The following is a 14,463-nucleotide window of genomic DNA, read 5'->3' on the forward strand; positions in this document are numbered from 1 at the left end:
GGCTTCGTCAATAAGCTCCAGGACGCCATCGACGCCGGTATTGGCAATATCGTCGACGCCGACCTGGCCAAGGAAAGCGCCAAGATCCAGGCCCTGCAGACCAAGCAGCAGCTTGGCTTCCAGGCGCTCTCGATCGCCAATCAGGGACCGTCGTCCCTGCTGAGCCTCTTCCGATAGGTGACGGGCCGCGCGTCGCTTTGGCGGCGCGCGGTGGTTCCGGGGCGGCGCCTGGCGTCGTCCCGGAAGCCGTCGCCCTTCGGAACCCAACCTTGGTCGGAGATAGGAGCTATGGAAAGTAAACTCAGTCCAGTTCCGGTGTCGCCAGACTTGTCTTCTGGCCAACCGCAGGCCCGGCCTGCGGCGTCCATGGACCGTGCCGAACTCTCGGTTCCCGCGTACACGCCAGCGCCCTCTGCGGACCTGCGCCTCGTGATCGAGCCCCACGGGAGTTCATACGTCTACAAGACCATCGATCGCCGCACCGGCGAAATCGTCTCGCAATATCCGGTGGAAGAGATTCTGAAGATGATGAGCGAGCAGAGATACACCGCAGGCGTGGTGATCAGCACCATCGCCTGAACCCGCGCTACGGCGCAGGACGTTACGACCCTGACCGCACCGGTTCGCCGGTCGCGGCCGCTCGAGTTTGTGCGTTAACCATTTGCAAACCACGTTCCAGAGATAAGGAGGTGTCTAGAAGGGCTCAGCCTGCCCGAGTCGGAACAAGACTCAGGCGGCCGACACGTCGAGGAGGGCGAAATGTCGCTGACGATCAATACCAACAAGTCGGCCATGGTCGCCTTGCAGAACCTGAACGCAACCAGCGACAAGCTCGGGGCCACGCAAAACAAAATCGGCACCGGCCTGCGGATTTCCACTTCTAAGGACAATTCGGCGATCTGGGCGATCGCCCAGAACCAGCGCGCAGATATTGGCGGCCTGGCTTCGGTCAAGATGGGGCTCAATCGTGCGCAGTCGATCGGCGACGTCGCCCTGACCGCCGGCCAGTCGATCTCGGAACTCCTGGTCCAGATGAAGGAAAAGGTGGTCGCCGCCCAGGACGCTTCTCTCACCACGGTTTCCCGAAAGGCCCTCGACGCAGACTTCAAGTCCTTGCTGTCCCAGATCTCCCAGGTCATCCGCAACGCCTCCTTCGACGGGGCGGATCTGCTGGATAACTCCCTGCCGGGCGGGCTGAAGTTCCTGGCGGACGCGGGTGCCACGTCCTACGTGACCATCGCGAACCAGGATCTCAGTCTCGGTGCCACCAACATCACCCTGGCGTCGACCTCGTCCATCACCAGCACAACCCTGGCCTCTACCGCGCTGAGCCAACTGCAGGCTTCGATCGGTAATGTCAGCCTGGCGCTGGCCAAGATGGGCGCCCAGGTGAGGCAGATCGAGAACCACAACACCTTTGTGGGAAAGCTCTCGGACTCCATCGAGGCCGGCATTGGCAACCTGGTGGACGCCGACCTGGCCAAGGAAAGCGCCCGGCTACAGGCCCTGCAGGTGCAGCAGCAACTCGGCGCCCAGGCCCTATCCATCGCCAACCAGTCGCCGAACATCATCCTGTCCCTCTTCCGCGGGGGTGGATGACGGGTGAGGACTCCTTAAGGCTTGGGTCTTAAGGATGTTTACTGGGGCGCTCTCCATGCGCCGGTGAGGCGGGTTCGGTGACCTCGATCCGGAATTTCTCGGCCAACTCCGTCGGGCTGCTGTTCCCTTCGGCACAGGCGGATGCGTCTAGCCTCACTTCCGGGGTGGGGCAGGGCATTTCCGCCGATACGCTTTCAAATGCCTATGGCGCGCAGTCTGGCGCCACCGCGACACGGAAGTATGCGCCGACGGCACCCTGGTCGTCTTCGGCCCAGGCCAATCCCGCAAACGACGCCTCGCGCCTCTCCGAGGCGGCCAAGCAGGTCCTCAAGGGGGGCTCCAGCTTCATCAATGAGGATGCGGCACTCCTGGACATGCCGAACGCCAGTTCGGACTACAAGAAGCTGTTTGCCCTCTACAACGGCCTGAACACCCTCTCCCAGCTCGTCGACAACGCCAAGGCCAAGTCGATTTCGACCGCGGACAAGGCCCAGCTCCAGAAGTCGTTCCGCGCCGGCGTCGCTGAGGTCGTGAACTATGTCGGCTCCGCCCGCTTCGACCGGTTGCGCCTGGCCCTCGGTGAGGTGAACGCCTCGGCGCGGTCAACCTCGGCCTCAAAGGTCGCGCCGACCTCCTACGCCTCTCCTGCGCTCGTGGCCTCGGATCCGACCCAGACCCTCGACGCCCTCCAGGGCGATGTCCGCTTTACGATGCAGGTCACCCGCCTCGGGCAGGTCCGCAACATCGACATCGACCTGTCCTCCCTCTCGCCCTCGGACCGGACCCTTCCCAAGTTCATCGCCTTCGTGAACGACAAGCTGTCGGCCGAGGGCCTCGTCACCCGCTTCGAGACCCGCCGGATCGCCGGACAGGAGCGGACCTCCACGGTGGGGGGCAAGACCATCTCCCTGGGCAAGACCCCGGATACCTGGGGCCTCAACCTCAAGCTCGACAGTTCGGAAGCGGTCAGCCTGACCCCTGCAACGACCGTTCCGGCCATCTACCTGGCCCAGAAGGCGGGGAATCCGGACCCGGACGGCAAGCCAGCGACCAAGGACGCCGTCCTGTCCAACCAGCTCCTGAAGTTCCAGACGGGCGCAGACACCCTGGCGCCGCCGAGCCCCACCGGTACGGAGGCGGCCCTTGCGAGTGGCCAGGTCTGGTCCAAGACCATCGATCCTGGTCTTTCCGGCGTGCGGTCCATGCAGACCCTGCCGGACGGTTCAGTCCTGGTCCTGTCGGATGTCGCCGGGGCGCTGGGCGGCCAGAACATTCGCGGCGATCGCGACGTTGTCCTGCAGAAGTTTGATTCCGCCGGAAAGCTGCTCTTCTCCCGGGATCTGGGGGCGTCGGACGAAGCCTCAGGCCTGTCCATGTCCGTCGCCGATGACGGCCGGATCGCCATCGCCGGCAAGGTCAAGGGCCAGATCATCGGTGCCGGGACTGGCCCCATCAACGAGGCTAAGGGAACCACCACCGACAGCTTCGTCACCGTCTACAATGCTGCCGGCGAGGAACTCTGGACCCAGAAACGCGGGTCAATCGGCGATGATGAGGCCACGCACTTGGCCTGGGACTCCGCCGGCAAGCTCTATGTCGCGGGCAATAGCAGTGGCGGCCGGGGTGGGCAGGCGGGTCTTGGGCTGTCGGACGTCTACCTTGAGACCTACGCGCAGGGCGCCGACAACAAGGTGACCTATTCCGCCGCGGCCATCGCCGGGACTGCCGGCAAGGATGTGGCTCGGGGCCTCTACATTGACGGGACAGACCTCTATCTTGCCTCGAACGATGGCGGATCTGGCGTGGTCCGGCGGTTTGACCTCTCCGGCGGCGACCCCGTCCTCGCTGCGACCCGCGACCTCGGGAGCCTGAAGGGCGGCGACCTGACCGGGATCGGCATGGCCGGCGGTCGCATTGTCGTGGCCGGCAACACCTCTTCAGGCGACCTCGACGCCGGAAGCGTGACCCGTGCCTATTCCGGAGGCCAGGACGCCTTCATTGCGCGGCTTTCGACTTCGCTCAATGCCTCCGGCCAGGACCGCCTGACCTTCTTTGGCGGGCAGGGCGACGACACCGCCACGGGCATGGCCATCGCCAATGACCGGGTTTTCCTGACCGGGACCACAAAGACCGATCTGCCGTCCCTGCCGGCGGTTGGAAAGGTCGATGGCTTCCTGGCGCAGATCAACCCGACCAATGGCGACATCGAGTGGTCCCGGCGGTTTTCGGGCAAGGACGGTTATGTCGCGCCGTCTGCCATTACCGTCGATGCGGGGGGGGCAAGTGTCCTCGATCGCCTCGGCCTGCCGACAGGCGCGATCAACGCCGGCGACTCCCTCCGTCTCGACGCCATCAGCTCGGTGCGGGTCGGGGACCAGTTCCAGGTTCGGACCCGCCTGAACGGGCCCATGACCACGCTCACGGTGCTGGAGGGTGACACCCTGGCGACCTTTGCCGACCGCATGAAGCGGGTGCTGGGCGGCCAGGCGGACGTCAGGGTCATGGCCGTCGACGGTGGCAAGCGGCTGCAGGTCCGCCCGCTCACCACCCGGAACCTGGTTGAGCTTGTCTCCGGGCCTGACGGCAAGGACGCCCTGAAGGCGCTGGGTCTTCCCGAGGGCGTGATCCGGGGCACCACGGTCGCCAAGGGCGGTAAGCTGGCACCTGGCGACGGCGGCTATCCGATCTACGGCCTGAAGATGAACGGCAAGATCAACCTCGACGACACGGGTGAGATCAACCACGCCGCGGCGGAGCTGGCGGGGGCGATCACCGTCCTGCGGTCCGCCTACCGCGAGCTCAAGGATGCGGCGACACCGGGGACGGTCAAGGCGGCGCAGGCCGCGGGCGGAGGAACCGTCCCGGCCTACCTCAAGAAGCAGATCTCCAACTACCAGGATGCACTCTCCAAGCTCACGGGTTCGGGGTGAACCGCCTTGCTTCGGGGCCCGTCAACCTCTAGCCAGACCTAATGGACACGCCTCCAGAAGCCGGAGACAAGCCCGGCGCCCTTCGCAGGGTCCTGCTGGTTGGTGGCCTCTTTGCCGTCATCGCTGGGATTGGTTCGGGGCTGGTCCTGTTGACGTTCGGCCGATCCGGCGATGGGCCCCCACCTGCCATGGTGGGCGGACTGGTGGTGGAGTCCGGGCCTCGGGCGGACTCCCGCCTCGGTGCCGGAACCCAGCTCCGCTGCTATGTTGAGGGCCAGTTTGTCGGCGACCTGACCCTGGAGGTCTGCGCCCGCCGCAACGGCGTTGCCTCGGGGGCCCTCGATGTAGGGATCGATCCCTCGGGCGCCCTGGGCGCCGGCGCAGGCGTCTTGACGCCGCTTTCGCAGGCCCCGCCGAGCCCTCCGGACTCCGTGCCTGTCGAAGTCATCAGGCCGGCCGAGCCCGAGATTCCGAAGTCGCTGCCAACGCCCTCCGCGCCCCAGGCCGCCTGCTGGCGGCATACGGGTTCGGAATGGCGCCGGCTGCCGGGCGAGATGACCCAGTCGTCCTGCGTCCAGACCCTCTTCGCCGGCAAATGCGAGCGCCCTGGCGAGGCCGCCTATGGTCGGTGGGGCGGGCAGACCCTCAGGCGGGTTCCCGGCCGCGTTGAGGTGTCGGGGGACAACCAGACCTTCCGCACCCTTGTTGAGCAGGGATCCAACTGCAGCTTCCCCGGTGATCCGTGACGTCGTGAGACAACAGGGCTCGCGTGAAGTTGCCTCGGGCGTTAGGCTCGCGCCATGAGACTGACCTCGACCCTTATCGCCCTCACCATAGCCTCCACCCTTGGAGCCTGTTCCAAGCGGACAGAGCCGCTCGGCGGTGCCGGGGTCTGCTATCATGTCCAGGTCACCAAGCAGGGACTGAAGTACAATCCTCTTCCGTCCAAGCAGCCCGACCTGGAGCACTGCGCTGCGGCGCTCGAGGCCATGCGCATCCGCTTCCTGAACCTGGGCGGGAACCAGACCGAGATCGCCGGTGCCTATCAGGCCAGCTTCATTTTCCTGCAGTCGACCGGCATCTACGTTTCGACCTCCTGGGAGGGGAATCGCTTCCCGGCCCTCCTCAGGTCCGGCGATGGTCGGCTTGTCGTCCCCGGCGCCATGCCGATGTCGCCCGGGAACTGAAAATCCCCTGTGGATGAAGCTTGGGGATCAGAACAAATGCAGAACAAACGTATTGCCCGGGGTCCGGGCCTCGTCTAGGCTCCTGTTCGGGCTCGCGCCCACACCTACGGAAGCTGATGGAGAGTCACATGGCGGGCAGCGTCAACAAGGTCATCCTGGTCGGAAATCTCGGCGCTGATCCCGAGATCCGCAGCCTGAATTCCGGCGACAAGGTCGTCAACCTGCGGGTGGCCACCTCCGAGACCTGGCGCGACCGCGGGACGGGCGAGCGCAAGGAAAAGACCGAATGGCACCGGGTCGTCATCTTCAATGAAAACCTGGTCAAGGTGGCCGAGAGCTACCTTCGCAAGGGTTCCAAGGTCTATATCGAGGGCGCGATCCAGACGCGGAAATGGACGGACCAGTCCGGTCTGGAGAAGTTCTCCACCGAGATCGTCCTGCAGAAGTTCCGGGGTGAACTGACCATGCTCGATGGGCGCGGCGACGATGCCGGCGGCCGCGAGGGCGGCGGGGATTCGGGCGGCGGTTTCCAGTCCGGCGCCCGCACCCAGCCCTCCGGACCGCGAGAGGATTTCTCTGCAGACCTGGACGACGAAATCCCCTTCTAGAGCCATCAGCCCGCCGCTCTGGGAGCCCTTCGTCACACCGCGTTTCCAGCCCGTGTCCGGTTGGCCAGCAGCGCTGGGAATGCTAATGAAGATCAGGCTATTTCCTGCCTGATTCTAAGGGCAAAATTCCTCCTTGAGCACCATCGGCTCCCCCCCGTCCGAAGACGGACGCGCGCCCGGTATTATGCCGATCACCATCGAGGACGAGCTTCGCCGCTCGTACCTCGATTACGCCATGAGCGTGATCGTCAGCCGTGCCCTTCCGGACGTCCGTGACGGCCTCAAGCCGGTCCACAGGCGGATCCTGTTCTCGATGAACGACCTGGGCATGAGCCCGGATCGTCCCTATTCCAAGTCCGCCCGGGTGGTGGGCGACGTGCTGGCGCGCCTGCACCCGCACGGCGACCAGTCGGTTTATGACGCCCTTGTCCGCATGGCCCAGCCCTTCTCGATGGGCCTGCTGCTTGTGGACGGCCAGGGCAACTTCGGGTCCGTTGACGGCGATCCCCCGGCCCAGATGCGGTACACCGAATGCCGGATGACCCGGGCCGCGTCCGCCCTGCTGGCGGACCTCGACCTCGACACTGTCGACTTCAAGGACAACTATGACGGCAAGGAGAAGGAGCCGGTCGTCCTGCCGGCGCGGATTCCCAATCTCCTGGTCAATGGCGCCAGCGGCATCGCCGTGGGCATGGCCACCAATATTCCTCCGCACAATCTTGGCGAAATCACCGACGCCGCCCTGGCCCTGATCGATCGGCCGGACATTCCGCTGGATGACCTTCTCGACATGGTCCCGGGTCCCGACTTCCCGACGGGCGGAGAGATCATGGGTCGGTCCGGTGCCCGCACTGCCCTGATGACCGGTCGGGGATCCGTGGTCATGCGCGGGGTGGCGACCATCGAACAGGTCCGCAAGGAACGCGAAGCCATCATCATCACCGCCATTCCCTACCAGGTGAACAAGGCGGTTCTGGTCGAGCGGATCGCCGAACTTGTCCGGGACAAGCGGGTAGAAGGCATTGCAGACCTTCGTGACGAGAGCGATCGTCAGGGCATGCGGGTGGTGGTCGAGCTCAAGCGCGACGCCTCGGCGGACGTGGTCCTGAACCAACTCTTCCGCTTCACCCAGCTTCAGTCGTCGTTTGGCGTCAACATGCTGGCCCTGAACCGAGGTCGCCCTGAACTGATGGGCCTGCGCGAGATGCTGCAGGCCTTCGTGGATTTCCGCGAGGAGGTCGTCTTCCGGCGCACACGGCATGAGCTCACCCGCTCCCGCGACCGGGGGCATGTGCTGGTGGGCCTGGCGATCGCGGTCGCCAATATCGACGAATTCATCCGGATCATCCGGTCCTCCAAGGACCCCACCGAGGCCCGGGAGCGCCTTGTGGCCCGCGACTGGCCGGCGGGGGACATGCTGCCCCTGGTGGAACTGATTGCGGACCCGCGGACCCTGGTGGTTGGTGGCGACCGCATTCGCCTCACAGAGGACCAGGCCCGGGCCATCCTGGCCCTGACCCTGTCCCGGCTGACCGGCCTGGGCCGTGATGAGATCTTCGAAGAAGCCGGCGAACTCAAAGGCGGGATTTCACACCTGCTCGGCATATTGGAGTCCCGGGAACTCCTCATGGGCATCGTCCGTGACGAACTCCTGGAGGTGAAAACCAACTTCGCTATTCCCCGGCGTACCCAGATCGTGGATGGCGGCGGCGACCTCGAGGATGAAGACCTCATTGCCCGCGAGGACATGGTCATCACCGTGACGCATGGCGGGTACGTCAAACGTACGCCCCTTGTGACCTATCGCACCCAGCATCGCGGCGGCCGCGGTCGTTCCGGCATGGCGACCAAGGCAGAAGACGCCGTGACCCGGGTGATCTCGGCCTCGACCCATGCCCCCATGCTGTTCTTTTCCTCCGGCGGGAAGGTCTACAGGCTCAAGGTCTGGCGCCTGCCGATCGGCGCCCCGACGGCCCGCGGCAAGGCCTTCGTCAACCTCTTCCCGATCGAACCGGGCGAGACCATGACCTCGATCGTCACCCTTCCGGAGGACGAGGCCGAATGGCAGGGTTTCGACGTGATGTTCGCCACCCGATCGGGGCATGTCCGGCGTAACCGCTTGAGCGACTTCGCCCAGATCAACCGTAACGGCAAGATCGCCATGAAGCTCGACGAGGGCGACTCCATCGTTGGGGTCTCCCTGTGCCGGGCCGAAGAGAACGACATCCTCCTGACCACCGCCCTGGGCCGCTGCATCCGCTTCGCGGTGGATGAGGTGCGCGTCTTTGCAGGCCGGGACTCCACGGGCGTCCGAGGTATCCGCCTTGCCGCTGGCGACGCGGTGATCTCCATGGCGATCCTGAGGGCCGTGGGCGCCACGGCTGAGGAACGCGCCGCCTACATCCGACACGCCAATGCCATGCGCCGCGCGGTGGCCGGCGAGGGTGTCGAGGTCGAAGATGCGCCCGTCGTTGAAGATGAGGTCGAAGACGAGGCCGTTTCCGCCCTGGCCGCCCTCAGCCCAGAGCGCATTGCCGAACTCGGCGCCGCCGAGGAACAGATCCTGACCGTCTCGACCGAGGGCTTTGGCAAGCGCACCTCGGCCTATGAGTTCCGCCGCACCGGACGGGGAGGGCAGGGCCTCCTGGCCCAGGACCTCTCGCGCCGTGGCGGACGGCTGGCCGCCTCCTTCCCCGTGGAGGAGCACGACGAGATCCTCCTGGTGACGAACCAGGGCCAGTTGATCCGCACGCCGGTGACGCAGATCCGCGTGGTCGGACGTAACAGCCAGGGGGTGATCATCTTCCGGACCACGGAGGAAGAGCACGTGGTGTCCGTCGAACGACTGGCCGATCCGGGCGGTGAGGTCGAGATCCAGGACCCTGAAGCCGGGGTCTGACGGCTTCAGGTTCAGGCCGCTGGCAGATTTATTTCTTGCAAGAGCCTCGCAACCCGGCGAAAGGCGATTACCGGTTCAAGTTGGGGAAACCTTGATGGCCAAGCGCGTAGGCCTGTATCCAGGCACCTTCGATCCAATCCACAACGGCCACACCGATATCATCGGTCGGGTCGTGAAGCTGGTGGACCGTCTTGTCCTGGGCGTCGCTATCAATACCGGCAAAAGCCCGATGTTCACCCTCGAGGAGAGGGTCGCCATCGTCGAGGCTGAGGCCGCGTCGCTCAAGGGCTCTACTGAGATCGTCGTCCAGCCCTTTGAGGGACTGACCATGCACTTCGCGCGCGAGGTCGGTGCCAATGTGATTGTGCGCGGCCTCAGGGCTGTGTCGGACTTCGAGTTTGAGTTCCAGATGACCGCCATGAACCAGCAACTCGACCGTGAGATCGAGACGGTCTTCCTGATGGCCGATCCGCGCCACCAGGCGATCGCCTCCAAGCTGGTCAAGGAGATCGCGACCCTGGGTGGTGACGTGAGCAAGTTCGTCAGCCCCCGGGTCATGGAAGCGCTCCTTTCCAAGGTTGGCCGTTGACCCGCGTCACTTTTGCCGCGCTCGCCGCCCTTCTGACCTTGGCTGCCACTTCTGCCCCGGCGGCGCCGGTCCAGAAGCCGGCCACAGCTGCGCCCGTAGCGGCTGCCCTGCCTGTGGCCTCGGACTGGCGTTCGCCGGATCCGCAGGACATCCTCGTGATCGACACCAACAAGGGCCGCATCCTGGTCGAGCTGGTCCCCCTGGTGGCGCCAAACCATGTCACCCGGGTCCGGGAACTCGCCCGCAAGGGACTTTACAATGGTCGAAGCTTCTTCCGGGTGATCGACCAGTTCATGGCCCAGACCGGCGATCCGCAGGACAATGGCATGGGGGGCAGCGACCTGCCTGACCTGACCGCAGAGTTCACCTTCCGGCGGGGGTCGGACACCCCCTTCGTCCAGGTCGCGGACCAGGCCGTGGCGGAGATCGGATTCGTGGGGCCCCTGCCGGTCATGACCCAAAGCTCCCAGCTCATGCCCATGACTGCGGACGGGCGGATTTCGGGCTGGGCCCTCTTCTGCCCCGGCGTGGCCGGCATGGCGCGGGGCGAGTCGCCCGACAGCGGCAACAGCCAGTTCTTCCTCATGCGCCAGGCCTACCCCTCGCTGGAGAAGCGCTACACGGCCTTTGGGCGTGTGGTTTCCGGCCTTGAGGTCGTGCGCGCCATAAAGGCCGGGGAGCCCGTGGTGGCGCCCCAGGACCTGATGACCCGGGTGCAGGTGCTGGCGGACATGCCCGCCGGCTCCCGCCCGAAGGTTCGGGTCATCGATCCCCGCAGCCCCTGGTTCGCCGATGAGGTCGCCCGGGTCCGGGCTAGCCGCGGCGCCGATTTCACGGCCTGTGCCATCAGCATTCCCTCGGAGGTGAAGTAATGGATCCTGAAAACACCCTTCTGCTCGAAACCGAGACCGGTCAGGTCACCATCCAGCTCCGTCCGGACCTTGCACCCCAGCATGTCGCCCGGATCAAGGAATTGACCCGGGAAGGCTTCTACGACGGCGTCGTCTTCCACCGCGTCATTCCCGGCTTCATGGCCCAGGGGGGCTGCCCGAACGGCACGGGCATGGGCGGGTCCTCCAAGCCCGACCTCCCGGCCGAGTTCTCCCGCGAGCCGCACGTTCGCGGGGCCTGCTCCATGGCCCGGACCAACAACCCGAATTCGGCCAACAGCCAGTTCTTCATCTGCTTCGAAAATGCGAACTTCCTGGACGGCCAGTACACGGTCTGGGGCGTGGTCACCGAGGGCATGGATCACATTGACGCCCTGCCCAAGGGCGAGCCGCCCCGCGCACCCGGAAAGATCGTCTCCATGAAGGTGGCCGCCGACGCCTGAGGCCGGGCTTGACGTCCGCCCCCGGGCGGGGCCATCAGCGCCGCCCATGCAGCTTGCGGACTTCGATTTTGAGCTTCCCGAGGACCGCATCGCCCTGCGGCCTGCGGAACCGCGCGATTCCGCCCGGTTGCTTCAGGTGCAGCCCGGAGGGGTTCTCTCGGACCAGCAGGTCCACGACCTGCCGTCCCTGCTGCGGGCAGGAGACATCCTGGTCGTCAACGAGACCCGGGTGATCCCGGCCCGACTCAGGGGTCGCCGTCTGCGGGCGGGATCGGACGTCGCCGTCGAAGCCACCCTGCACCAGAGGGCCTCGGACACGGCCTGGCGGGCCTTCATGCGTCCGGGAAAGAAGATCAGTCCCGGCGACACCCTGGTCTTTGGCGACCTGTCCGCCGTCGTGGCGCAGAAGGGCGAGGCGGGGGAATTCACCCTGGAGTTCGGCGTCTCGGGCCCTGACCTCGATGCAGCGATCGCCCGGATCGGCGAAATGCCCCTTCCGCCCTACATCGCTTCAAAGCGGAAGCAGGATGCGCGCGACCGCAGCGACTACCAGACGGTATTCGCCCGGCGCGAAGGCTCAGTGGCGGCGCCCACCGCCGGCCTCCACTTCACCCCGGAACTCCTCACCCGACTGGAGGGCGCAGGCGTTGGCCTCGCCCGGGTGACCCTGCATGTGGGCGCCGGCACCTTCCTGCCGGTCAAGACCGAAGACATCTCGCGACATCGCATGCACGCCGAGTGGGGGGAGATCAACGCGGACACCGCCGCCAGGATCGGGGCGGCCCGCCAGGCGGGAGGGCGGGTGATCTGCGTCGGCACGACCTCCCTACGCCTCCTGGAGAGCGCCGCGGATGCGGATGGCGGGCTTGCCGCCTGGACGGGCGAGACCGATATCTTCATCACTCCCGGCTACCGGTTCCGGATTGCCGACGGGCTGATGACCAACTTCCACCTGCCGAAGTCTACGCTATTCATGCTGGTTAGCGCCCTGGCGGGCTTGGAAGCCATGCAGTCGGCCTATGCGCATGCCATCGCCGAGGACTACCGCTTCTATTCCTATGGCGACGCGAGCCTGCTCTGGAGGGCTGGATGAGCGCCTTTGCCTTTGACATCTCCGCCCGGGACGGCGCGGCGCGCACGGGGGTCTTGCACACCGCCCGGGGCGAGATCCGCACCCCCGCCTTCATGCCGGTAGGGACGGCAGCCACGGTCAAGGCCCTGACCGTCGACCAAGTGAAGTCCACCGGGGCGGACATCATCCTGGGCAATACCTATCACCTGATGCTGAGGCCCGGACCCGAGCGGCTGGAGCGCCTGGGCGGCCTGCACCGTTTCATGCGTTGGGATGGCCCCATCCTGACGGACTCCGGGGGCTTCCAGGTCATGTCCCTCTCAGGGATCTCGAAGGTGACGGAAGAGTCCGTGACCTTTCGCAGCCATATCGACGGCTCCCGGCACGTCCTGACACCTGAGCGGTCCATAGAGATCCAGGCCGACCGGTTGGGTGCCGACATCGTCATGCAGTTGGACCAGTGCGTTTCCTGGCCTGCGGAAGAGGCGGAGGCGGCTGCGGCCATGCGCCTGTCGGACCGCTGGGGTCGGCGCTCGAAGGCCGCCTTTGGCCAGCGCGACCGCCAGGCCCTGTTCGGAATCCAGCAGGGATCGACCTTCGAGGCCCTCCGGCGGGAGTCCGCGGAGCGTCTGGTCGAGGCGGGTTTCGACGGCTACGCCATCGGTGGCCTCGCCGTCGGCGAGGGGCATGCGGCCATGTGCGATGTGCTCGACTATGCGCCAGGGTTCCTGCCGGCCGACCGCCCCCGCTACCTCATGGGGGTGGGCAAGCCCGTCGATCTCGTCGAGGCCGTGGCCCGGGGCGTCGACATGTTCGACTGTGTCCTGCCGACCCGCTCCGGGCGTCACGGGCAGGCCTGGACCTGGGAGGGCTCGGTCAACCTGAAGAACGCCCGCTTTGCCGAAGACGACAGTCCTCTCGATGAGAACCTGGATTGCCCAGCCTCCAGGGACTACGCAAAGGCTTATCTCCATCACCTTGTGAAAGCGGAAGAAATCCTCGGTCAGGTCTTGTTGTCATGGCACAATATCACCTTCTTCCAGGTCCTGATGGCGGCCATGCGGGGGGCGATCGCTGAGGGCCGGTTCGAGGCCTTCCGGAAGGATTTCCATTCCCGCCTGGCAGGCGGAGCGGAAGGCTCCTGAGGCGGCCCTCGGTGGTCACCTCGGTACCGGCCTTCAGCCCCTTGCTCCCTGGCGACGGAATACGGCCGCAGGCACAGAGGCACACTGCGGGGACGAGCCGCCGTGCGAGGTGCGGCTTCAGGGAGGCCGTCTGACGCTCTTTGGGGGTGCGTGACCAGCACGTCGGTCGCGGTCTTGCCCCGGCCTCGGCCCGGCCCTATGGTCCGCGCCGCTTCGACCGGCGCTCTTCGCGCCGCGCGAGGGCCGGTAGCTCAGTGGTAGAGCCTCCGACTTTTAATCGGATGGTCCTGGGTTCGAGTCCCAGCCGGCCTACCAACGCCTCCCGACCCTGCGCTCAGTAGGTGTGGCTGCTCGGGTCGGGCAGACCCAGGATGCGCTTGGAGATGATGTTGTTCTGCACCTCGGAGGAGCCTCCGGCGATGGTGCTGGACTTGATGCGCAGGTAGATCCGCCCGGCCTCGCGCTCCTCGTCAGTGAAGCCCTCGCCAGACCAGCCGGCACCGGCCAGGCCCATGGCCTCGACCATCATCTCGCAGTGGTCGGTCATGATCTTCGAGTTGGCGTTCTTCATGATCGAGGTGGCCGCCGAGGGCCCGTTGGCGCTCTTCGCCTCCAGGGCGACCCGGCGCAGGGTCAGGGTGTAGGCCCGGGTGTCCATGTCGTGGATAGCGAGGCGGGTCCGGAAGTCTGCATCCGCCAGGCGGCCGTCTTCCTCCTGGCCGTAGTAACGGCGGGCGACGTCGCGAAGGTGGCCGGTCTCGAACCGGGCGCGGCCATCGCCCCCACCGGAGAGGCCGTTGCGCTCGTGCTGAAGAAGACGCTTGCCCACGGTCCACCCGCCGTTCAGCGGTCCGACCAGGTTCGCCTTGGGCGTCTTCACGTCGGTGAAGAAGGTTTCGCAGAAGGGCGAGGAGCCGGAGATCAGGAGGATGGGCCGGGTCTCGACCCCCGGGCTGCGCATGTCGATCAAGACGAAGGAGATGCCCTCGTGCTTGCGGCTGGTATCCGTTCGCACGAGGCAGAAGCACCAGTCGGCGTACTGGGCGCCGGAGGTCCAGATCTTCTGGCCGTTGATCAGGAAGTGGTCGCCCTTGTCCTCGG

Annotated in this window: 14 protein-coding genes and 1 tRNA gene; 14 read left to right on the forward strand and 1 reads right to left on the reverse strand. The window is 65.9% G+C overall.

Annotated features, from left to right (window positions below; translation table 11 throughout):
• From WCJ52_RS06615 to WCJ52_RS06680, 14 genes are all read left to right on the forward strand, one after another.
• A partial coding sequence (locus tag WCJ52_RS06615; protein WP_336902527.1) for a flagellin occupies positions 1–177 on the forward strand: 177 nt, incomplete at its 5' end.
• 189 nt (positions 178–366) lie between these two features.
• Positions 367–579 carry a flagellar protein FlaG gene (locus tag WCJ52_RS06620; protein WP_336902515.1) on the forward strand — a complete coding sequence of 71 codons (213 nt, stop codon included), beginning with the start codon at positions 367–369 and terminating at the stop codon, positions 577–579.
• A gap of 180 nt (positions 580–759) precedes the next feature.
• Complete coding sequence (locus WCJ52_RS06625) at positions 760–1,599, forward strand: flagellin (protein WP_336902516.1); 840 nt, start codon at positions 760–762, stop codon at positions 1,597–1,599.
• A 77-nt stretch (positions 1,600–1,676) separates the two neighbouring features.
• Complete coding sequence (locus WCJ52_RS06630; protein ID WP_336902517.1) at positions 1,677–4,529, forward strand: hypothetical protein; 2,853 nt, start codon at positions 1,677–1,679, stop codon at positions 4,527–4,529.
• Positions 4,530–4,570: 41 nt separating this feature from the next.
• Positions 4,571–5,275 (forward strand): hypothetical protein, encoded by a 705-nt coding sequence (locus tag WCJ52_RS06635; RefSeq protein WP_336902518.1) that lies wholly within the window; start codon positions 4,571–4,573, stop codon positions 5,273–5,275.
• A 54-nt stretch (positions 5,276–5,329) separates the two neighbouring features.
• Positions 5,330–5,716: a hypothetical protein gene (locus WCJ52_RS06640; RefSeq protein WP_336902519.1), complete on the forward strand. Its 387-nt coding sequence runs from the start codon at positions 5,330–5,332 to the stop codon at positions 5,714–5,716.
• Positions 5,717–5,844: 128 nt separating this feature from the next.
• Positions 5,845–6,324 carry a single-stranded DNA-binding protein gene (gene ssb, locus WCJ52_RS06645; RefSeq protein ID WP_336902520.1) on the forward strand — a complete coding sequence of 160 codons (480 nt, stop codon included), beginning with the start codon at positions 5,845–5,847 and terminating at the stop codon, positions 6,322–6,324.
• A 184-nt stretch (positions 6,325–6,508) separates the two neighbouring features.
• Positions 6,509–9,223, forward strand: a complete 2,715-nt coding sequence (gene gyrA / locus WCJ52_RS06650; protein ID WP_336902521.1) for a DNA gyrase subunit A — start codon at positions 6,509–6,511, stop codon at positions 9,221–9,223.
• 94 nt (positions 9,224–9,317) lie between these two features.
• Positions 9,318–9,812 carry a pantetheine-phosphate adenylyltransferase gene (gene coaD, locus WCJ52_RS06655; protein WP_336902522.1) on the forward strand — a complete coding sequence of 165 codons (495 nt, stop codon included), beginning with the start codon at positions 9,318–9,320 and terminating at the stop codon, positions 9,810–9,812.
• A 38-nt stretch (positions 9,813–9,850) separates the two neighbouring features.
• Positions 9,851–10,684: a peptidylprolyl isomerase gene (locus WCJ52_RS06660; RefSeq protein WP_336902528.1), complete on the forward strand. Its 834-nt coding sequence runs from the start codon at positions 9,851–9,853 to the stop codon at positions 10,682–10,684.
• Entirely contained in the window at positions 10,684–11,145 is a 462-nt protein-coding gene (locus WCJ52_RS06665; RefSeq protein ID WP_336902523.1) for a peptidylprolyl isomerase, read from the forward strand. Before WCJ52_RS06660 ends, WCJ52_RS06665 begins: the two co-directional genes overlap by 1 nt.
• Before the next feature lie 46 nt (positions 11,146–11,191).
• A complete protein-coding gene (queA, locus tag WCJ52_RS06670) occupies positions 11,192–12,238 on the forward strand; it encodes a tRNA preQ1(34) S-adenosylmethionine ribosyltransferase-isomerase QueA (protein WP_336902524.1) in 1,047 nt (348 codons plus the stop codon).
• Positions 12,235–13,362, forward strand: coding sequence for a tRNA guanosine(34) transglycosylase Tgt (gene tgt / locus WCJ52_RS06675; RefSeq protein WP_336902525.1), 1,128 nt, complete (start codon positions 12,235–12,237; stop codon positions 13,360–13,362). Before queA ends, tgt begins: the two co-directional genes overlap by 4 nt.
• Positions 13,363–13,602: 240 nt before the next feature.
• Positions 13,603–13,677 (forward strand) — tRNA-Lys (locus WCJ52_RS06680).
• Between the two features lie 19 nt (positions 13,678–13,696).
• On the opposite strand, the gene WCJ52_RS06685 is transcribed toward WCJ52_RS06680, so the two are convergent.
• A partial coding sequence (locus WCJ52_RS06685) for an acyl-CoA dehydrogenase family protein (RefSeq protein WP_336902526.1) occupies positions 13,697–14,463 on the reverse strand: 767 nt, incomplete at its 5' end.

Origin of the sequence: Phenylobacterium sp. (genome assembly GCF_037138395.1) — a bacterium.
In the GTDB taxonomy this organism is placed as follows: domain Bacteria; phylum Pseudomonadota; class Alphaproteobacteria; order Caulobacterales; family Caulobacteraceae; genus Phenylobacterium.